This window comes from Alteromonas sp. MmMcT2-2 (assembly GCF_022348305.1).
Taxonomy (GTDB): Bacteria; Pseudomonadota; Gammaproteobacteria; order Enterobacterales; family Alteromonadaceae; genus Alteromonas; species Alteromonas macleodii.
The window spans coordinates 120,876-140,492 of the sequence record NZ_JAKRFA010000007.1; the positions used below are offsets into that span (position 1 = coordinate 120,876).

General features: G+C 46.3%; 19 protein-coding genes. All 19 read right to left on the reverse strand.

Annotation, left to right across the window (positions count from 1 at the left end):
* Position 1: 1 nt before the first annotated feature.
* The 19 genes from flhB to MHM99_RS06595 all read right to left on the reverse strand — a co-directional run bounded on the left by flhB (position 2) and on the right by MHM99_RS06595 (position 19,441).
* Positions 2–1,126 carry a flagellar biosynthesis protein FlhB gene (gene flhB, locus MHM99_RS06505; RefSeq protein ID WP_187446715.1) on the reverse strand — a complete coding sequence of 375 codons (1,125 nt, stop codon included), beginning with the start codon at positions 1,124–1,126 and terminating at the stop codon, positions 2–4.
* A 6-nt stretch (positions 1,127–1,132) separates the two neighbouring features.
* Positions 1,133–1,912 carry a flagellar biosynthetic protein FliR gene (gene fliR / locus MHM99_RS06510; RefSeq protein WP_039224864.1) on the reverse strand — a complete coding sequence of 260 codons (780 nt, stop codon included), beginning with the start codon at positions 1,910–1,912 and terminating at the stop codon, positions 1,133–1,135.
* A 12-nt stretch (positions 1,913–1,924) separates the two neighbouring features.
* Positions 1,925–2,194 (reverse strand): flagellar biosynthesis protein FliQ, encoded by a 270-nt coding sequence (gene fliQ / locus MHM99_RS06515; RefSeq protein ID WP_012517675.1) that lies wholly within the window; start codon positions 2,192–2,194, stop codon positions 1,925–1,927.
* A gap of 8 nt (positions 2,195–2,202) precedes the next feature.
* A complete protein-coding gene (fliP, locus tag MHM99_RS06520; RefSeq protein ID WP_014948641.1) occupies positions 2,203–2,958 on the reverse strand; it encodes a flagellar type III secretion system pore protein FliP in 756 nt (251 codons plus the stop codon).
* Positions 2,951–3,403, reverse strand: coding sequence for a flagellar biosynthetic protein FliO (fliO, locus tag MHM99_RS06525; protein ID WP_239218626.1), 453 nt, complete (start codon positions 3,401–3,403; stop codon positions 2,951–2,953). Before fliO ends, fliP begins: the two co-directional genes overlap by 8 nt.
* Before the next feature lie 28 nt (positions 3,404–3,431).
* On the reverse strand, positions 3,432–3,839 hold the full coding sequence (fliN, locus tag MHM99_RS06530; RefSeq protein WP_014948639.1) for a flagellar motor switch protein FliN: 408 nt from the start codon (positions 3,837–3,839) through the stop codon (positions 3,432–3,434).
* Between the two features lie 17 nt (positions 3,840–3,856).
* Positions 3,857–4,915 carry a flagellar motor switch protein FliM gene (fliM, locus tag MHM99_RS06535; RefSeq protein ID WP_014948638.1) on the reverse strand — a complete coding sequence of 353 codons (1,059 nt, stop codon included), beginning with the start codon at positions 4,913–4,915 and terminating at the stop codon, positions 3,857–3,859.
* Between the two features lie 27 nt (positions 4,916–4,942).
* The gene (gene fliL / locus MHM99_RS06540) at positions 4,943–5,482 is read right to left on the reverse strand and encodes a flagellar basal body-associated protein FliL (protein ID WP_014948637.1); all 540 of its coding nucleotides are present in this window, start codon (positions 5,480–5,482) and stop codon (positions 4,943–4,945) included.
* A 227-nt stretch (positions 5,483–5,709) separates the two neighbouring features.
* Positions 5,710–8,025 (reverse strand): flagellar hook-length control protein FliK, encoded by a 2,316-nt coding sequence (locus MHM99_RS06545; RefSeq protein WP_239218628.1) that lies wholly within the window; start codon positions 8,023–8,025, stop codon positions 5,710–5,712.
* A 350-nt stretch (positions 8,026–8,375) separates the two neighbouring features.
* Positions 8,376–8,822: a flagellar export protein FliJ gene (gene fliJ / locus MHM99_RS06550; protein ID WP_014948635.1), complete on the reverse strand. Its 447-nt coding sequence runs from the start codon at positions 8,820–8,822 to the stop codon at positions 8,376–8,378.
* Positions 8,823–8,894: 72 nt separating this feature from the next.
* Positions 8,895–10,229 carry a flagellar protein export ATPase FliI gene (fliI, locus tag MHM99_RS06555; RefSeq protein WP_014948634.1) on the reverse strand — a complete coding sequence of 445 codons (1,335 nt, stop codon included), beginning with the start codon at positions 10,227–10,229 and terminating at the stop codon, positions 8,895–8,897.
* The gene (fliH, locus tag MHM99_RS06560; RefSeq protein ID WP_239218630.1) at positions 10,222–11,004 is read right to left on the reverse strand and encodes a flagellar assembly protein FliH; all 783 of its coding nucleotides are present in this window, start codon (positions 11,002–11,004) and stop codon (positions 10,222–10,224) included. Before fliH ends, fliI begins: the two co-directional genes overlap by 8 nt.
* Positions 11,005–11,043: 39 nt before the next feature.
* Positions 11,044–12,084 carry a flagellar motor switch protein FliG gene (gene fliG / locus MHM99_RS06565; protein WP_014975903.1) on the reverse strand — a complete coding sequence of 347 codons (1,041 nt, stop codon included), beginning with the start codon at positions 12,082–12,084 and terminating at the stop codon, positions 11,044–11,046.
* Positions 12,085–12,096: 12 nt separating this feature from the next.
* Positions 12,097–13,791: a flagellar basal-body MS-ring/collar protein FliF gene (gene fliF, locus MHM99_RS06570; RefSeq protein ID WP_239218632.1), complete on the reverse strand. Its 1,695-nt coding sequence runs from the start codon at positions 13,789–13,791 to the stop codon at positions 12,097–12,099.
* Between the two features lie 12 nt (positions 13,792–13,803).
* On the reverse strand, positions 13,804–14,139 hold the full coding sequence (gene fliE / locus MHM99_RS06575) for a flagellar hook-basal body complex protein FliE (RefSeq protein ID WP_014948630.1): 336 nt from the start codon (positions 14,137–14,139) through the stop codon (positions 13,804–13,806).
* A 241-nt stretch (positions 14,140–14,380) separates the two neighbouring features.
* Positions 14,381–15,718: a sigma-54 dependent transcriptional regulator gene (locus MHM99_RS06580; protein WP_239218634.1), complete on the reverse strand. Its 1,338-nt coding sequence runs from the start codon at positions 15,716–15,718 to the stop codon at positions 14,381–14,383.
* 16 nt (positions 15,719–15,734) lie between these two features.
* Entirely contained in the window at positions 15,735–16,877 is a 1,143-nt protein-coding gene (locus MHM99_RS06585; protein ID WP_039224851.1) for an ATP-binding protein, read from the reverse strand.
* 136 nt (positions 16,878–17,013) lie between these two features.
* A complete protein-coding gene (locus MHM99_RS06590) occupies positions 17,014–18,477 on the reverse strand; it encodes a sigma-54 dependent transcriptional regulator (RefSeq protein WP_239218636.1) in 1,464 nt (487 codons plus the stop codon).
* A 163-nt stretch (positions 18,478–18,640) separates the two neighbouring features.
* On the reverse strand, positions 18,641–19,441 hold the full coding sequence (locus MHM99_RS06595) for a flagellin (protein WP_239218638.1): 801 nt from the start codon (positions 19,439–19,441) through the stop codon (positions 18,641–18,643).
* Positions 19,442–19,617 lie beyond the last annotated feature (176 nt).

Below are 19,617 nucleotides of genomic sequence, written 5' to 3' on the forward strand. Positions count from 1 at the left end.
GTTAGTGTCGGTACTCTGGTGGGATAGGCAAATCCCGTTTAAGTGGCTTAGGACGTTTGCCCTTACCTGCTTTGTGCGCTTTTAACTGATAAACATGCGCAAGCACCTGCGCTACCGCCATAAATAAAGCGTTAGGAATTTCATCGTCCACTTCAGTGGAGTAGAAAATGGCTCGCGCTAACATGGGTGAAGGGATCAACGGCACATCGTTGGCGGTAGCAATTTTTCTGATGTGCATCGCTAGCTCATCAGCACCTTTCGCGACCACAACCGGCGCCCTTACCCCCTTCTCGTCATATTTAATAGCAACAGAAAAGTGAGTAGGGTTGGTCACTACAACATCTGCTTGTGGGACTTCCTGCATCATGCGCTTGGTTGCAGCCTGATATTGCAGACGGCGAATTCGACCTTTAACCATAGGGTCGCCTTCCGCATTTTTCCGTTCGTCTTTAACCTCTTGCTTGGTCATCTTCATTTCTTTGTTGTGCTTATACATTTGATAAGGCACATCAATGAGCGCGATAGGGATCATGCCGCACACCAGAATAAGAAACGCCCACTTAAGCATGTCGAGTGCGTGAAAGATGTTTCCCGGATAAAGCTCCATATCAAGGTGGAGCGCTTCATCTTCAAAGAACAGTAACGCTCCGATGGCCATGCCAATTATGACCACCACTTTTGCTATAGACTTGAGTAACTCAACCAAGCCGTTCATGCCGAACATACGCTTGAAGCCTTGAATAGGGCTCATTTTTGAACCCTTAGGTTTTGCACCTTCCCAGGTAAAGTTAAAACCGCCAAGGGCGATAGAGCCATAAATGCCCGCTATCATTGCCACAGCCATGTATAGCAGCACGGCAGGACCTACTGCCGAAAAGGCTTCACCCCATGCGCCAAACATGTGGGTGATATCATAGGTCTCGTCACGAGAGAGAATGAACATTCTCTGAGTAAGTTTAAAAACAGATTCAGCAATCCACCCGCCCACAAACAAAAACATAAAAGCACTGACGATAAGTACTAGGGTCGAAGAGAGTTCACGGGAACGGGCTAGCTGCCCTTTTTTTCGGGCATCTTCGAGTTTTTTCCCCGTGGGGTCTTCTGTTTTTTCGCTTGAATCTGCCATGTTTTCCTACGAACAAATATTCAATAGTTCACACATAAACTGTTCGGCTCTAAACCATTGGGTTTCGAAGTGTGCAGTAAAGTTATCAAGTGTTATCCAAATAATCAGTAATCCCATTACCTGAGCAATGGAAAAACCAATACTAAAAATGTTTAGCTGTGGTGCAGCTTTAGTCATTACGCCAAACGCCAAGTTCACGATAAGCAACGAGACGATTGGCGCAAGGGAGAGGGTCACTGCCGATATGAACATCCAGCCGGCCCAATGAGCAATATCGCGGAACTGTTCACCGGTCCACCATGCATCGCCTATAGGAAACGCCTCAAAGCTCATTACTATCATTTGGATCATGGACAAATGCCCATCCAAGGTCCAAAACAATAAGGTCGCTAGTATCAGATAAAACTGGCCGACTGCGGGCACGTTAATACCGTTTACCGGGTCAACGATTGACGCAAACCCCAAACCGGTTTGCATTGCTATAATTTGACCTGCAAGCACGAAGGTATTGAGCACCATCATTGATATAAAACCAATAGCAATGCCTATTAGCAACTGCTGAATAACGATTAAAAATGTGCCCACATCCACCAAATTTTCTATGGGTGACGGGGGCACTACCGGCATGATAATGAGCGTGAGCATTATACCCAACAAGGCTCTTACCTGCGGCGGAATGGATTTAGCACTCAAGCCAATCATGGCCACGAATAAGCCGCTAATGCGCATAAACGGCAGCAGCATGTCTGCTAGAAATTGATTGATGGTCGCAAGTTCGACTTCCACAGCTTTAGCCTTCTATCCCACAACCTGCGGGATCATATCAACCATTCTGAAAGTAAAGTCCATAAGCTGTTGCACCAACCAGTTTCCGCCCCAACTCAGCGCGAGAAGCGTTACAAGTAAGCGGGGCAAGAAACTCATTGTCTGTTCGTTGATACTGGTCGCCGCCTGAAAAACAGCAACAACTAGACCTACGATCAAGCTTGGAACAATCACCGCAGATACCAACACAATAACCATGAACATGGCTTCTCGCAGTATTTCTACAAAGACTTCTGGTGACATAAGCCCTCCTAGACGCCCATGCCGAAGCTGGTCGCCAACGTGCCGAAAATCAAGTTCCATCCATCAACCAACACGAACAACATGAGCTTAAACGGTAAGGATACAATCATAGGTGAAAGCATCATCATACCCATAGCCATCAATATAGACGCTACCACCAAGTCAATGATGAGAAAGGGAATAAATAGCATAAAACCGATTTGAAACGCGGTTTTAAGTTCACTGGTTACAAAAGCCGGAATTAGGATGGTTAGCGGTACTTCATTGGTGTCAGCGTATTTTCCTTCGTCTCCGGCTATCCGTACAAACGTTTCTAAGTCTTTTACCCGTGTTTGAGAAAGCATAAACGCGCGCATAGGCCCTTTGGCTTGCTCAAGAGCGTCTAAACTGGTGAGCTGCTCGTTAAGATAGGGCTGTAAAGCTCGCTCGTTCACCTCTTCAAATACCGGCGCCATAATAAACATGGATAGAAACAAACTAACGCCAATGAGTATCTGGTTTGACGGTGATTGCTGTAAGCCAATCGCCTGACGCAGAATAGACAACACCACAATAATACGCGTGAAAGAAGTCATCATCATGATAAACGCAGGAATAAGGCTTAGCGCTGTCATGATAAACAGCGCTTGAAGTGTCATGGTGTAGTCTTGAGAGCCATCTTGATTGGTTGTCACCGTGACGGCTGAAATTCCCTGTTGAGCATAGGCGGGCTCAACGAGAAGTAATAAGGGCAGTATTAAAAGTAGCCAGGCAAACTTACGCATCTCTCGACTCTTCCTTTGTTTTATTCTTTTCTATATTCGGGTTGAGCTTTCCCGCCATGGCAGCAACAAGTTTTTGTTTAAACGCATCGGCACCATTTTGTTGCTCGCCTGTGGTTTTGTTCACACCTTTCACAGGCACATCGAGATTCTTATCTAATTTGCTTAAATGAGAGATGTTGTGACTGGTTACACCAATGAGGTGCTGCTCTTCACCTACCTGAATCACCATGATTTTTTCTTTTGCGCCAACAACCATGCTGGCCGCGACTTTCATTTGATTTCCACCCATCGCAGTGACATTAAATCGACGCATCACATAAGCGAGAGCGAAAATGACGCCAACAACGACAAGTAAAGAAAGGAAAATTGACAGTACCGACGTGGGATTGGTGATTGACTGGGTCGACTGCGCGACGGCTATCTGGCTAAATAAAAGGGGCAGCATTGCGCAACCCCTTACTTTATAAGAAGTTTTATCTGAGCTTCTTGATTCTCTCAATTTGACTGATAACATCCGTTAATCGAATACCGAATTTGTCGTTGACCACTACTACTTCTCCATGAGCAATCAACGTGCCATTAACTAATACATCTAGTGGCTCACCGGCAACACGATCCAGCTCCACCACAGAACCCTGGTTCAACTGTAGCAGATTTCGGATACTTATTTGACTACGACCGACTTCCATCGAAATAGTCACAGGTATATCTAGAATGGTATCTAGCTTTTTCTTTTCTTCTTGCGTAATCGGCGCGTCGTCAGTTAATTCGTCAAGTTCGGCAACTTGTACGTCTTCGTTATCGCCAGCCTCTTGTTCCGCTTCAGATTCGGCTTGCTCGGCCATTGCCGCTGCCCAATCGTCCATACCGTCTTCACTCATGGGAACTCCCCTCTACCTTACAGGTCTTCTTCGAGTACTTGCAGTTCTGCGTCATTATCAATAATGCGCCCACCGCGGGTTAATAACTGTAGCTCAGACTTCACTGAAGTCGGTCTTGCAATCTTCTCTACAATTTTCAGTGCCAAATTGTCGCGACTGCGACCTAATTTAGCCCTGAACGTGGGTAAATCTTCAATTAATACTGTGATGGTTTCTGGCATCTCCACAGGTATGATATCGCCAGGTTTAAACTCCATCACATCGCGAAGCGGTACATCAACGTCTAGCATATGCGTAGTTAACGCCACTTTAACGTCCATAATTTCATCGCGAAGGGCCTTACTCCAGCGTAAGTCTGTATCTTCTTTGTCGCTTTGAACACCCGCATCAAGCAGTTCGCGAATTGGCTCCAGCATTGAGTATGGTAAAGACACGTGGAAGTCGCCACCGCCACCATCTAGCTCGATATGAAACGAGCTGATGACCACCACCTCGGTCGGGCTCACAATGTTCGCCATCGCAGGGTTTACTTCTGAGTCCAAATATTCAAACGACACATCCATGACCGGTGCCCAGGCTTCTTTATAATCTTCAAAGATTATTTTAAGCAGCATCTGGATAATACGGCGCTCCGTTGGCGTAAACTCCCGGCCTTCAATCTTCGCATGATAACGTCCATCACCGCCAAAGAAGTTGTCTACCAGAATAAATACCAAGCGGGCTTCCATGGTGATAAGTCCCGTGCCTTTAAGCGGACGGAAGCGCACCATGTTCAAACTCGTTGGAACAAATAACGTATGGATGTATTCGCCAAACTTGATCATCTGGATACCGTTAATCGATACTTCAGCTGATCGTCGCATCATGTTAAACAAACTCACACGCATGTGACGTGCGAAACGTTCATTAACTATTTCAAGCGTAGGCATACGCCCACGCACAATTCTGTCTTGCGAGGAGAAGTCGTACTCGAGCGTAGAAGCATCAGAGTCGCTGCCGCCGACCTCTTCTTCTTCTACATCATCTACCCCGTGTAATAGGGCATCGATTTCATCTTGAGATAATAAATCACTCACCGTCTTCTACCTTACTTAGTCAATGCATTACTGCATGACAAACCCAGTGAACAATACGCGCTCAACTACATCGCTGCCCGTAATGTCCTTTAATGCTTTTTGTACTTCAGTCACTGCCTGCTCACGAAGCTCAATTTTACCGGCTTCGGTAACCAGATCGTCTGCATTTGAAGTACTAAAAGCCTGTAGTAATGTCCCTTCAATTAGCGGTATATGCGTCTTCGCCAACTCTTCATTGTCAGAACCGCGCACAAGCAACTGCACTTTTATCTGAACCAACCTGTCTCTTCCTGCGCCCGGCACGTTAAAAACAAATGGTCGCGGCATCGCTACGTAAAGCGCAGTGCCCATTTCAGCTTTCCCTGCTGCTGATGCTGGTGCACTCGCAGCCGCTGCTGCGGCATCAGTCTCGGCAAGCTGTTCGGCTGCTGGCTCATCACCGCCTGCGAACAATAAGAAATAGGCAGCTGCACCGCCCCCTAAAAGAACCACAGCGATAATAATGATCAACATCATTTTGCCTTTCTTTTTACCGCCTTCTTCTACTTGTAATTCTTCTTCAGCCATGTGTAACTCGTCAGTAATGCTCGGAAAAAACGTATTATCAAGGTTCCGTCAAAAATGGCAATGCCATTATTTGAGGAAAACAATATGTGTACGGGTAATTTTTTGCGTCTTCACGCTTCCTATTACCCTCTAATACCACCTACTGCTCACTCCTTTCATTCAAAACATAGCAGCGTTTACATATTCTCTCTATGCGACCTATTGGTAATAATTCATACGGGATGTGGTTAAGCGTAAAAGTCTATGCCGCCCTTGTCCGCGCGCGAAATCGACTGTTCAATAACCCGCATGCCATCCGTGTCGTCTACACCGTCATTTTCTCCACGATCCCCAGCTCCCTGACCTTGGTGACTGTTTCCTGCAAGTTGCTGGCCATTTTCTTGACCAGAAGAATTATCTTTCCTAACTTGGGCGTCGCCTAACTCAATACCTTGTTCTGAGAGCATATCCCTTAGCTTAGGCATAGCATCGGCCAACGCATCTTTAGCTTGCTGTGATTGCACAACAAAGCTCACGCTTGCAGCGTCACCCGCCACATTTACTCTCACCTGCATACTGCCAAGCTCGGGAGGATCTAAGCGAATTTCAGCCATGGTATTTCGCGCATTAACCATCCAGCGAATTTTCTCACTAAGCTGCTGCTGGCCGTCGCTCTTATGAATATTGACCGCTTTATCAAAACCTTCAAACTGCTGCTGAGTTTTTGATGCTTCAGCGCGAAGCTGAGAGTTTTCCTGCATAACCGATTCAGTTGGATTGACCAATCCAGCAATAGCGTGTTGAGCACTTGCTTGAGTTTGCGTCATCAAATTTAAGAATTGACTGGCTTGACCGTCTACACGCGCTGTCATTGAAGCAACCACATCAGCACTTACCGCAGCATCTTTCGCGGCATCGGCAACAATAGTTGATAAATCAATGCCAGGCTCTCTACCTTGCTGGACTTGTTGCTGAAACTCGTTAATGCCAGCGATAATGTTAGCCTTCACCGCTTGTTGCTGTGCACCACCAGGCAGAGCCGCGACTACACGCTCTGCAAACGCTTCCGTTGCCTTTTGCGCGCTTTGTGGCGATAGCTCACTTATCGCTGAAAGCAGGTCGCTTGAAATTTCTGTAGCACCAAAAGAATCAACTACCTTGGTTTGCTCACCGCTGTTTTCAACGTTTGACAGCCCCTCAGATGATGCTGATTTAGCGTCGTTTGATACTGCTGCATTTACCGCCACATTGCCCGCAACAGCTGCCTCTGAAGTTAACTCGGTCAATAACTCTTGAGCTTCGGTGAGATTGTCATCAAGAGATTTTTCCTGAATATTGTTAAGTTCATCTGCTAGTAGACTTAATACGAGCGATTCATCGGCCGATTTTTTGCCGCTTTCAGATAGCCCATTTAACGTTTCTAACATATCGCTTAATGCATTTGCGGCTTCAGTGTCTGACGCTAGACCTTGTTCAGGGTTTTCTGTGTTCTCAGTCTGCATGAGCTTGGCAATTAATGCTGAAAGCTCATTGTCATTTTTTAATTTTTTATCTGAATTAGTATTGATATCAATTTGCGCATTTGAAGACGTATTGTTCGCTTCACTATCACTTTCACTCTGTTGGTTGTTAGCGTTGCCACCAATAATAAGTGAAGTTAGTGCTGTGAGTGTTTGTTGTGCTTCAGACGACAGGGATTCGATGGCTAATTCACCATCATTGCTACTATTAAGTTGCGTCAACAGATGGGCCATGACCGATGGCATATCGCTCGCATCCACATCCTCCGGAAGCTTCCAAAGTTTTCCGCTTTCTTTTATAGATACAACGTTAACTGCCTCGCCTGCAGCTTCAGAGATACCCTTATCTTCTGTGGTACCTGATTCACCTGAAGATTCATCACTTTTTCCAAAACGATTGGCTACCGTCTCAACGTAGGCAATCCAGTCTCGCTCGCCATCGTCTTTGCTTGGCTTTCCGTCTGGCGTGCCAGGTGAGGTAATAACGCCAGCCTCGGCATCTTTTCTGCCACCTTCTCCAATGACATACTGCACGTCGGTCACGTTTTTTTGTTCAACGGCGCCTTCAGCGTCGTCAATAACGAGATTGGTATTTTCACTGTCAGTCGTGGGCTGCGTTGTCGTTGCTGAACCTTGCGCAACCTCGTGTGCACCAAGCGTTGCATTTTCTTCTTGATTTGCATTGTGAGAGTCAGCTTCAGACTCAACTGGAATATCTGTCACTTCGTCACGGACAGGTAAATCCGTATGTCCCGCATCGCGGTCTTTACCATTTTTGATCGTGTCACTGGAGACTGAAGATTGGGGAGCCGCGCTGTCCGAACGGTTTGCTGTTCGAGATTGAGAAACCTGGTCTTCTTTTTCGTTTAAAACAATTTCTGACTTGCTCGATTTAGCTTCTTGATAAAGTCGGTTAAATGCTTGGTTATTTTCACTGTTCGCTTCTTGCTGAGTTCCAATACCCGTTCCAACGGCTTTCGCCGTACCAGAAGCAGAGAATGGTAATGCGGCAATGTCTGTTTTATGTGCGGCAACTTGTTGCATATTGTCCTACCGTCCTACATTTAAATCGTCTTTCACCAAGAAGACGTATCGTGGTGCGAATGATTCACGTGGCGTTTTCTTATAAAAAACTTGACGCCATTTCATCGCAAACCCACCAGCGCTTGCTTCAATTACAATCACTTAGCATTACTTAGTCAGCATGTATCGCTATGATTTTTCGCTACGGCCTTTAGTCGCCCCCGCTGAATTTCAAACGCGATACTGTGTGATGAAACTCAAGGAAACGATGATTTACCGTAGTAGCGATTGCAAAGTAATTACGTCGCGCTAGTACATTATGAAATGGTTTTGCAAGGGTTGAGCCAAAGTGGCAGAGGCTCGACTAATTATCAGAAAGGCGAGCGCTTAGCTCTGAAAAATCGTTGGGTAGCAAACTCATCCATCATGGCTTGCTCAGCTCTGGCTTCTTTTTTCTGCTCTGCCAACTTTTTCTTATCTAGCAACAAGGTAACAGCTTTCACTTTTTGTTGTTGCTTTAACCACAGTTGCTTTCGCTGATCCGCCGCCATTTGTGCACGAGCAATCACTTGCATCTGTTGTTCGCACGCTTTATCCAGTTTTCCAACGAAGGATAAATGCTGCTGATAATAGGTGGCGGTAACACCTGCTTGACCGGTTTGTTGAATACCTTTTATGTAGTCAATGCGGTACTGCTCAAGACTGGTTAGCTTTTGCTTTTGCTGATTAACGTTCTGTTGGGCCTGTTTGTAGTATCGGGCTTCTCGCTGCTCTTTTTCGCGCTCGAATTCGGCTAAACGTTCTAGTTGTTTAGACATTATGCGATACCTTTTGGAAAGTTGATGACTTCTGGATCATAGGCAAGCTAACTTGCATTGCAGCACTATACATTAGCCTTGCCCCAGCCCTTTAGCCAGTGCAGCCATGCCTTCTAAGCTCTCGTCATACGGTATGACTTGCTTCATCCCTTGCTGCAATAAAGCGTTGATTGCAGGCTCTGCGCGAATAGCCAGATCAATTCGCGGGTCTGATCCTTTCGCATAGGCGCCAATAGAAATGAGGTCTTGGTTTTGTTTATAGTTTGAATAAACTTGTCGAATACGACGCGCCATCAATTGATGTTCTTCGCTCACGACCATAGGCATTACACGGCTTATCGACGCTTCAATATCAATAGCAGGGTAATGACCGCTGTCAGCAAGGGTTCGCGACAACACCACGTGACCATCCAAAATTGCGCGAGCAGCGTCGGCAATGGGGTCTTGCAAATCGTCACCTTCGGTTAGCACCGTATAAAAAGCCGTTATAGAGCCCTGTCTTTCGCTGCCGTTACCTGCACGTTCTACTAGTGCGGGCAGCCGAGCAAACACCGAAGGCGGATAACCTTTTGTGGCCGGTGGCTCACCCACAGCTAATGCAATCTCACGCTGCGCCATGGCATAGCGAGTTAACGAATCAATCAGCAACAGCACCTTCATACCTTTGTCGCGGAAGTACTCAGCAATCGTTACCGCAGTCTCACATCCTTTCAATCGCATGAGCGGCGAAGTATCGGCTGGCGCTGCCACTACAACCGCCCGTTGGCGTTCTTCTTCTGTCAGTATTTCGTGGATAAACTCTTTTACTTCTCGGCCACGCTCACCTACAAGCCCAACCACGACCACATCGGCTTCACAGCCTCGGGTCATCATGCCAAGTAGCACACTTTTACCCACGCCACTTCCTGCAAAAAGCCCCATACGCTGACCAACGCCAACAGTATTTAACGCATTGATGGCACGTACGCCAACATCCATAGGGGTGTTGATTGGACGGCGAATGAGCGGATTCATAGGAGGACGCGTAGTGGGAGCTCGCGCTTCGGCATTGATTTCACCCAGTCCGTCAAGTGGCTGACCGTTGCCATCGACTACACGTCCCAACAGTCCCATACCTACCGGCAAACCGCTTTGCCGGTTTAACGGCATAACGCGACTCCCTGGCACAATACCGCGAACCGCTTCAGTGGGCATCAAATAGGTAATATCATCACCAAAGCCAACTACTTCAGCTTCTATTTCGCCTTCGATGGTTTGCACTAAACATTGACTGCCCACCGGCAGCTGGCAACCTACAGCTTCAAGGGTAAGCCCTATGCCCCGGACTAATTTTCCCGCTGCAACAACGGGTGGCGATGTCACTTGTTTAGTAAGTGATTCAAAATGGGCATGCCAAGGGCTAGTCATTAGATAAACCTTGGTTTAGTAGAAACTTATCGATAACGTCGCGGCATCGACGCTCAATCGACACATCTACGGCATTTTGCGCAGTGGTAATGTCACAGCCACCGCGTTCCATTGCTGGTGCTTCAACCAAATTCCAGCCTTTTTTGGTAATTTCCTCTTCACCAAAATGCGCTTTAACCAATTCAATATCTTCAGGGTTCATATGAATTTGATAGTCAGCTTGATTAATTGGTAGCGCTTTAATACCTTCGCTTAACGCCTGCATTATAACCTGTTGGTTAGTACTTACCTCTGTTTTAATAACTGCTTTTGCAAGAGTAACGGCGAGTTTTACCAATTGGTCTCGGGTTTCATCGTTGGCTTGCGAGAGTGGGTCGTGAAATTTTTCAGCAAGCATTTGCCACACTTCGGCTTGTGCCGTCATTTGCTGGCGGCCTTCTTCAAGCCCTTGTTCAAGCCCTTCGGTGTGACCTTGCTCTTTACCTTCCGCTAAACCTGCTTCAAGGCCTTGCGCTTTTCCTTCTTCAAAACCTTTTTCTTTACCTTCCTGATAACCTTCATCATAAGCAGCCTGACGTATAGCTTCTATTTCTTCAGCGGTAGGCGGCTTAATCTCTTCCTCAACTTCAGGCGGTTCATACTTCCAGTCTGAACGTTTGTTTAACGCGTTGGTCGGCTCGTTTTCTCGGGGTGCAGTGGGGTCATCAACGAAAGGTAGGTCCCATTTTTTAGCTTCATTTACTTCGTTTTCGCTGAAACTTTTTTTGGCAGTCATATATTTACCTAGGCTAAATGAGTGACGGGACTAGCGTTCCTACAGGAACTCTTCGCCACCGCCACCACCAAGCATGATTTCACCAGAGTCAGAAAGTCGACGGGCAACAGAAAGGATCTCTTTCTGCGCTGTTTCCACTTCACTAATACGCACAGGACCGAGCGCTTCCAAATCATCATTAAGCATTTCAGCAGCACGCTTAGACATATTGCGCATAATTTTGTCTTTAAGCTCTTCGTCAGCACCTTTAATGGCTTTAAGCAGCGCGTCTTGCTGTACTTCGCGCAGTATGGCCTGAATACCCTTGTCGTCTACATCGACTAAATTGTCGAATACAAACATCAGGTCTTGAATTTGCTGGCTCATCTCTTCGTCTTGCTCGCGAATAGCATCCATCAACTGACCTTCTATCGCGGTATCTAGGTAGTTCATAATGTTCGCTGCAGACTTCAAGCCGCCCATTTTGGCTGCTTGTGTACCCGCTTGACCTGCAAACTGTTTCTCCATGATTTCGTTCAGCTCTTGTAGTGCAGCCGGCTGAACTTCCTCTAGATTTGCTATACGCATTAGCAAGTCGAGTCGCACTTTTTCAGGGAACTGCGCCAATATTTCAGCACTTTGTTCAGGCTCTAAATAAGACAATACGATAGTTTGAATCTGCGGGTGCTCATTGCGAATAATGCTGGCTACTTGCTTAGAATCCATCCACTTCAATGAGTCTAGGCCTTTTGCTCCGCTTCCCATCAGGATTTGATCAATTAGGTTTGCGGCCTTATCTTCACCTAACGCGGCTGTGAGCGCACGTTTAACAAAGTCTTGGCTTTGGAAGCCAATGGTACTGTAATTCTGAATTTCTTCGATAAAGTGCTTATGAACCGCCGTAATTTTGGTTTGCGTCATATCGTCCACTTTTGCCATTTCAGTACCGAGCTTTTGTACTTGCTTGGGCTCTAAGTGTTTCAATATCTGGGCGGCGTCTTCTTCAGAAAGACTCAGCAGCAAGATGGCCGCTTTTTCTACGCCTTCTAATTTACTTACGTCGTATGACGGCTCGTCAACATTGGCAAGTTCTTCAGCCATAATCTTATCTCACTACTCGTCTTGCATTAACCAGCCCTTCACTACTTGGGCTGATAACTCAGGTTCATTGGCCACAAGGGCACGTACGGCTTTAAGTACATCTTCATCTTTGTGCAGGTCAGGCAGCATGAGTGAACCATCTGGCGCAAAACCTACCTGTCCTTCGTCAAAGTCAGACGTTAACATGCTAATGGTGTCATCGCCTAAATCTAGGCCTTCGTCTGCATCAAATTCATCGGCGTCGTTCGACTCATCAGGATTAATAAGACGACGTAGCATAGGACGAATCACGAAGATGATAAGCACTATTATAACCAAGCCACCAACAACTAGCTTAAGAATTGGTAGAAATCCGGGCTGCTCCCAAATAGACGCGTCTTCAATTTCCCCTGCGTCCATCCGAGTAAAGGGCACGCTTACAACTTCTAACGAATCACCACGGGTAACGTCAAAGCCAATGCCGCCCTGTAAAAGCCTACGTATGTTGAGAATCTCTTCTTGTTTACGCGGTGTTGGCGTTATCGCACCGTCTTCACCCGCAACTTGGGTATAGTCCACCGCCACAGATACACTTAATCTGCGAATAACCCCTGTCTGTTTCTTGGTATGACTGATAGTGGTATCAAGTTCGTAGTTGCGCGTAGACTCTTTTGCTGTGCGCCCAGGCATAGTTTGTTGACTGCCGCCCACTGCATTTTCTGGAATATTAGAATCTAATGGAGGTTGATTAGACAGTGCACCAGGAATACCGCCAACACCGCCACCTACGCTGTTTTCTTCCATGATCATCTCACTGCGAACCGCAGGTAAATCAGGGTTGTAGCTACGCTGTGTTTGTTCCATAGCTGTAAAGTCCATGGTAACGTCAGCTTGTGCTGTGTAGTTACCTATGCCCAATACTGGAATCAGTATCGCGTCAATTTTTTCTAAGTACTCTTGCTCACGCTGGCGCTCAATCTCGTATTCTTTTCTGGCACGAGCACTCATAGAATCTTGAGAGCCTGAGTTAAGCAGACGACCATTGCTGTCTGTTACGGTTACCTTAGACGGCTCCATGTTTTGCACTGCAGACGCCACAATATCGACAACAGCATCAACCTCTTCACCTGCAATAACGGCACCGCGCTTAGCCGTTAGCACAACGGTTGCCGACGCTTTCTTCTCTCTTCGCGCAAATACGTTCTCTTTAGGCATAGCTAACAAGACACGGGCTTTTTGAATGCTTGCGATATCTTCGATAGTGGCCGCGATTTGTTGCTCGCGGGCGTGTTTTAGACGTTCCATCTCAACACGCTGGCTCACGCCAAACCCCATATCCTGCATAATGATATCGGTACCGGCATCAGAGACCTTAGTTAACCCTTGGCGGGTCATGCCTAAACGAATATTTTGGAATTCGTCACTTCTTACGTAAACAATATTGCCTTCAAGCTTATAGTCGATTTGGTTCGCATCCATATAATCGAGGGTTTCAATAAGCTCTTGGGTTTCCATTTTCGCAAGTGGACGGTAATCAGGTTCTTGCGACCAGATAAGAATAAAAATAGCGATAGCGACGCAGATTACCAAAACAACCACAAGGGCCATTTGGCGCATCATATCTGCGCTACCTAAAGTGTCCATAAAACCAGATTTGTTTTCTGGCTCATTGTCCACTGCTTGATTTTGATCAGGAACCGTAAGGTTTGTACCTGTAGCTTCAGCCATAACCTACTCCACCTACACCGGCATATTCATTATTGTTTTATAGGCTTCAAGTACTTTGTTACGTACTTGAACAGTGGCTTCAAAAGCAATGCCCGCCTTTTCTTTCGTCAGCATAACTTGAGCTAGGCTTAAGTTAGGGTCGCCCATTTCAAAACGCTGCTGCGCGTCTTTTGATTCGAGCTGCATGCCGTTTACACCATCTACCGCATTCTTTAGCATGGTCGAGAAATCACTTGCCGAGCTATTAACTTCACTAAGCGGCTGCTGTTGAGGCTCATTAACTTGAAGACGAGTTTGCCCAATCATGTTCTGCATTTCTTGATACAAACTATTGGCTTTAACGTCCATAACCACTCCTAGTGCTTTTTCGAGACCGCCTGAACATCGGCGTATAACTTATGTATAGAGGGGATTTAGCAAAGGGCTTGCCAACTTTAAAAAGCTATACATATCAAGAAGATAAACCAAAAGTAAGAGGGTTAGCCAAATTTATGGCGTTTGACTTAGTGTGAGCAACAAAAAACCGCCGCCTTCTTTACTACAGAGGCGACGGATAAGAACGAGGAAACCGAAAGTGTAGAAAGCGACCTTATGCGGGCACCTCAATACCGTCTTCGCGCATGCGCGCTAATTTGTAACGAAGGGTTCTTGGACTAATGCCGAGCTTTTCTGCCACATCTTTACGCTTGCCGTTACACGACACCAATGTATCGAGGATAATTTGATGTTCTTGGTAGCGCAGCTCAGACCCTAGCCTATTATCTTCAACATGCTCTTGCGGTGTCTCAACAGGTGCAGTCATGTCTTCGTCAATCATTAAATCGCTGGCGTCGATTTCATTGTGTTCGCATAAAATAAGCGCCCGTTGAATCACGTTTTCTAGTTCGCGAACGTTCCCTGGCCAGCTGTATTGTGACAGCTTATTGCGTGCTGCTGCGCTTAACCTGATAGTACCCAGCCCTTGAGAACTAGCGTGACGCTGAACCAGGTGTTCGGCAAGAGGGACAATATCACCCGGACGTTCCGAAAGCGGGCGCCACTCGATAGGGAATACATTTAAGCGATAGTACAAATCTTCTCTGAACTCTCCCGCATCCACTGCTTTTCTCAAATCTCGGTTACTTGTAGCAATAACGCGGACGTTGAGCTTAACGGTTTTACGTCCGCCAAGACGCTCTACTTCGCGCTCTTGTAACACGCGTAGCAGTTTAGCTTGAAGCGCCAAATCCATCTCGGTTATTTCATCAAGTAACAGCGTACCGTCTTGGGCTTGTTCAAATTTACCCGGGCAAGCTTGGATTGCACCGGTGAACGCACCTTTTTCGTAACCAAACAAGGTCGCTTCTAGCATGTTCTCTGGTATGGCCGCACAGTTGATGGCGACAAATGGCGCATCACTCCGCGGCGACTGATCGTGAATATAGCGAGACAGCACTTCTTTACCCGAACCGCTTGGTCCCATTACCATCACAGTGGCGTCGGACTTCGCGACTTTGCGAGAAAGCTCAAGTAACTTCAAGCTTGAAGGGTCAGCAACAATAGGCGTGCGTGACTCTATTTTTTGAGCCGGCGCGTAGCGTCCCACTAAATTAAGCAGTACTTCTGGGGCAAACGGTTTTGATAAATAGTCTGTAGCGCCATCGCGCATTGCCTGCACGGCATCATCAATAGTGGCATAGGCTGTCATCAACAGCACCGGCATATTGGGGTACTTGGTTTTGATACTCTTAAGTAACGTTAAACCGCTCATTTCACCCATTTGAATATCGCTTACCACTAAATCTACGGAGCGCGAAGACAGCACCATCAACGCTTCTTCAGCACAGTCAGCGGCAACAACCTCATAGTTACCTAACAGAAGGGTGTCTAGGAGTGCTTCGCGTAATCCTGCGTCATCTTCAACAATTAAAATGGTAGTTTTAGACATTATTCTCTCCTATGACCTACGCAACATGAGTCAATGTTTGTGAAGATTGAGCGTTCACCACACACGGCAAAGACACACTAAAGCACGCCCCACCTTCTGGCATATTTGATACGCTAAGCAAACCGTTGTGGGCGTTTACGACGGATTTAACCACCGCAAGACCAAGGCCCGTGCCATGAGTTTTAGTTGTGAAAAACGGTTCAAAAATTTTGTTTTTGAGTTTATCCGGTACGCCAGGACCTTTATCTATAATGGCCACATGCAAACGTTCATCAGACACTGCAGTTTCTACGTGCACGCACTCCCCTTTCGGAGTAACTTGGCTCGCGTTGTGAACAAGGTTTAATAACGCGCCTTGAAGCGCTGTAAGATTACCGGTAATAGATACGTTTTTATCGAAGCCGCTAAAAGTTAGCGTTTGCTGTGCTTGAGCCGTCATGGTTTGGGCACTGCCTTCAATTGAAGTAAACAACTCTCCCAAGCTAATTTGGCTGACCACTTGTTCTTCCCCTGACTTAGCGAAAAGCAGCATGTCGTTAACCTGACTCTCTAGCTCTTTAAGCCTGTCAGTTAGCTTGTTTGCAAATTGAGTTTGTGCTTCTTGTCCCAAGCCTTTGCGCGTTAAATTAGACGCATAGAGCATGGCCGCAGAAAGAGGCGTACGAATTTGGTGAGCAAGGGATGCCACCATTTTTCCGAGAGAAGACAGGCGCTGCATATGACTCACGCGTGCTTGCAGCTGCCGCGTTTCGGTTAAGTCGGTAATAACAATTAATTGCCCAGGCTCATTTTCTAATGGCGTGATAGAAAGCTTCACTCGGCGACCGTCAACAAGTGAGACTTCGTGGCCGTCGTCAGCGCGAGGCTTGAATGAGCGCGTGATAATACTTCGCCACACTTCCTCTTCCAGCGGTTCACCTAACAGTGCTTTCGCTTGTTCATTGGCTTGGCGTACGATCCCTTTGCCGTCTATAACGATAACGCCCGCAGGCATTACCTGAAGTAAGTGTTCAAGTCGACTCGCCTGCAACCGTAAAGACGAAATATCGTCACTGCTTGAGGGGTCGTATTCATCACGAGATATAGCATTATCAATACTATCTAACGCATAGCTTGATGCTGAGTACTCAGTTGATTGTGGTGTGCTGTCAAAAGCCATATTGCCCTCGTCAAATTGCAGACGCTGTTAAACTATGACTTAGATAAAGCAGAAGATGTGCCAATTCATCATTGGCTTATATTTCAGTTAGATAGGATGAAATTATAGAGGAAAGCGCAACGTCAATTACCTGACATTACGCTTCTTCAGTACGTTGAATATCGTACTTCCGCATTTTCTCGACAAGCGTTGTTCTGCGCATACCAAGTTTGTCGGCAGCTCGAGCCACCACCCAATCTTGATTGTCTAACGCCTGTCGAATGAGGTTTACTTCCAACTCAGAAAGGTACTCTTTGAGATTAACCCCTTCTTCAGGTAAAGATGAAGAAACCATTCCGTTCAGACCCTCATGGCTTTGCTCGTTAAGGTCTTCTTCTGGCTCTTGCGCGGCCGCTTCAGCAAAGAGTGCATTGAATGCTTCACGCTCAAGAATTTCTTCTGGATAATCAGGCTCGTAAGCCTGTACATCACCGTATTGATATTTCTCAGGTAAATCGGCGATATCAACGATTTGACCAGGATAAAGAATTGTTAAGCGTTCAACCAAGTTAGACAGCTCACGAACGTTGCCTGCCCATTCGTGCTCCATTAACGAGGCGATCGCTTGCTCGGTAAAGCGCACACCTTCCACCCCATCACCTTGGATACGGCTATTTAGCTCTTGGAGCAGTAAGGGGATATCGTCTTTTCTTTGTCTGAGTGCAGGACTATCAATCGGGAATACGTTGAGTCGGTAATACAAGTCCTCACGGAACTTGTCTTCATTGATCATGGTTTCCAAATTGCGGTGCGTCGCGGCGATGATGCGTACGTTACACTGAAGGGGTTTGTTGCCACCTACGCGCTCGAAGGTACGCTCTTGTAACACGCGCAATAATTTAACCTGCATCTGAAGCGGCATATCGCCGATTTCATCCAGAAACAACGTACCGCCTTCCGCTAACTCAAAACGGCCTTTACGTGCGCTGATTGCGCCAGTAAACGCCCCTTTTTCGTGACCAAATAGCTCGCTTTCTAGCAGCTCGCCAGGAATGGCACCGCAGTTTACCGGAATAAATGGCCCGTCTTTGCGTTCAGATAAGAAGTGAACATTACGTGCAACGACCTCTTTACCTGTTCCAGACTCACCTAGAATCAAGACAGTGGCATCAGTTGGAGCAACCTGTTCAACTAATCGACGAACTATTTGTATTTGTTCGCTTTTACCAATAAGGCTTCTAAACAGTCGCGTCTTTGTTCCCGATGTACGAGACAAGCTCGGTTTGCGCCTTGAGTATTCTTGGCAACGATGGATAGCTTGGGTCAAAACGGGATAGGTTAATGGCGTTGCAATAACGCTAACGAGATTACAACCTGCTGATGCTTGGCTATTATTTTCAACCAATGCTACAAATGGTATGTGAGGAAACTTCTCAACCAGTCCGCTGACTATGGCTGGCGATATGTGCTCTATAAGAACAGCATCAGCCCCACTATCTTGCAAATACCTTTCGCAATCACTAAAGCCTCGCGATTGACACGATTCTCCCATGAAGGTAACGATAGTTTCCAAGTTTTGAATAAGTTCCTGGTTGTCACTAACCAGCAAAATGTTCTTCATCAATTCCCCGAGAACGCTTTGTTATTATTTACAGTTTAGCGCATTTATAAATTGTAACGACAAAAGATCGGAGCGCAACCGCTGTTTTCGGAAATGTATCAATAAAAAAAGCAGGTTACCCTGCTTCTTTCGATTAATTTTAGCAAAATTAACGTATGTTGGTTTAACTCAACAACGATAAAACCTGACTTTGCTGCTGATTCGCTTGCGCTTGAACGGTTAGCGCCGCCTGACCCAGCACATCGTTTGACGCCTGCTGTGACACAGCTTGAGCAAAATCAAGATCTTGAATGCGGCTACGCGCTTCAGCGGTGTTCACGTTAGCTTGAGTAAGAGAACGCGCCGCACTTTCGAAACGGTTTTGGGTAGCACCTAAATCGCCTCGCGCGTTACCAAGCGTTTCAATTGCAGCATCAGTTGCACCTAGCGCATCTTCAATGCTGGTTCCCGATGTAATATCGATAGCCAGTACATCGTTTAGCTGAGCAGCAACATCCTGTGTGTTGACACTAATTGATTGACCCGCACTTGAACCTGATTGGAATTCAAGTGAGCCAATTTCAGATAGTAACGGCTTGCCAGCAAAATTCGTCTGCTCGATAGTTTGCGAGATGTTTTCTTGCAGCTGAGTGATTTCAGATTGAATAGCACGGCGATCACCACTGCTCAAAACACCATTGCCAGATTGTAAGGTAAGTTCGCGAATGCGATTCACATCGTCGTTGATTCTACCTAAACCACCCTCTGCAACCTGCGCCACCGAAATTCCGTCGTAAACGTTATTAATAGCCTGGCGGTTGCCTTCTACTTCAGACGTTAACCGGTCGATGATTTGCTGGGCTGCTGCGCCGTCAGATGCATTGTTAATTTTCTTACCGCTGGCAAGCTTCTCAAACAGGTTATTTTGCTTTTCTTGGATTTGACCAATAAGCGAGTTACCTGAATCGGAACCTATTTTAATCATGAGGCTACCCTATTAAACTTTCACTAAATATAGTGTAGTAAATAGACAGAAGAATAACCAGTGACTGTTTTTTTAAATAGTATGAAAATGAATACCCAACGGCTTAACGGTATCGTTACTGTTGAGTATTTCACTTTTTTTATTTAAGGAAGACTCGTTAAAAACTAATGGTTTAT

Coding starts and splice junctions, on each gene's coding strand:
- fliL (WP_014948637.1), bottom strand. CDS start 5,482: ATGGCTGAAGAAGAATTACAAGTAGAAGAAGGCGGTAAAAAGAAAGGC.
- fliF (WP_239218632.1), bottom strand. CDS start 13,791: ATGGCTGAAGCTACAGGTACAAACCTTACGGTTCCTGATCAAAATCAA.
- fliN (WP_014948639.1), bottom strand. CDS start 3,839: ATGAGTGAAGACGGTATGGACGATTGGGCAGCGGCAATGGCCGAGCAA.
- fliH (WP_239218630.1), bottom strand. CDS start 11,004: ATGACTGCCAAAAAAAGTTTCAGCGAAAACGAAGTAAATGAAGCTAAA.
- MHM99_RS06595 (WP_239218638.1), bottom strand. CDS start 19,441: ATGATTAAAATAGGTTCCGATTCAGGTAACTCGCTTATTGGTCAAATC.
- flhB (WP_187446715.1), bottom strand. CDS start 1,126: ATGGCAGATTCAAGCGAAAAAACAGAAGACCCCACGGGGAAAAAACTC.
- fliP (WP_014948641.1), bottom strand. CDS start 2,958: ATGCGTAAGTTTGCCTGGCTACTTTTAATACTGCCCTTATTACTTCTC.
- MHM99_RS06580 (WP_239218634.1), bottom strand. CDS start 15,718: ATGTCTAAAACTACCATTTTAATTGTTGAAGATGACGCAGGATTACGC.
- fliO (WP_239218626.1), bottom strand. CDS start 3,403: ATGCTGCCCCTTTTATTTAGCCAGATAGCCGTCGCGCAGTCGACCCAG.
- MHM99_RS06585 (WP_039224851.1), bottom strand. CDS start 16,877: ATGGCTTTTGACAGCACACCACAATCAACTGAGTACTCAGCATCAAGC.
- MHM99_RS06590 (WP_239218636.1), bottom strand. CDS start 18,477: ATGAAGAACATTTTGCTGGTTAGTGACAACCAGGAACTTATTCAAAAC.
- fliE (WP_014948630.1), bottom strand. CDS start 14,139: ATGGACGTTAAAGCCAATAGTTTGTATCAAGAAATGCAGAACATGATT.
- fliJ (WP_014948635.1), bottom strand. CDS start 8,822: ATGTCTAAACAACTAGAACGTTTAGCCGAATTCGAGCGCGAAAAAGAG.
- fliI (WP_014948634.1), bottom strand. CDS start 10,229: ATGACTAGCCCTTGGCATGCCCATTTTGAATCACTTACTAAACAAGTG.
- MHM99_RS06545 (WP_239218628.1), bottom strand. CDS start 8,025: ATGCAACAAGTTGCCGCACATAAAACAGACATTGCCGCATTACCATTC.
- fliG (WP_014975903.1), bottom strand. CDS start 12,084: ATGGCTGAAGAACTTGCCAATGTTGACGAGCCGTCATACGACGTAAGT.
- fliQ (WP_012517675.1), bottom strand. CDS start 2,194: ATGTCACCAGAAGTCTTTGTAGAAATACTGCGAGAAGCCATGTTCATG.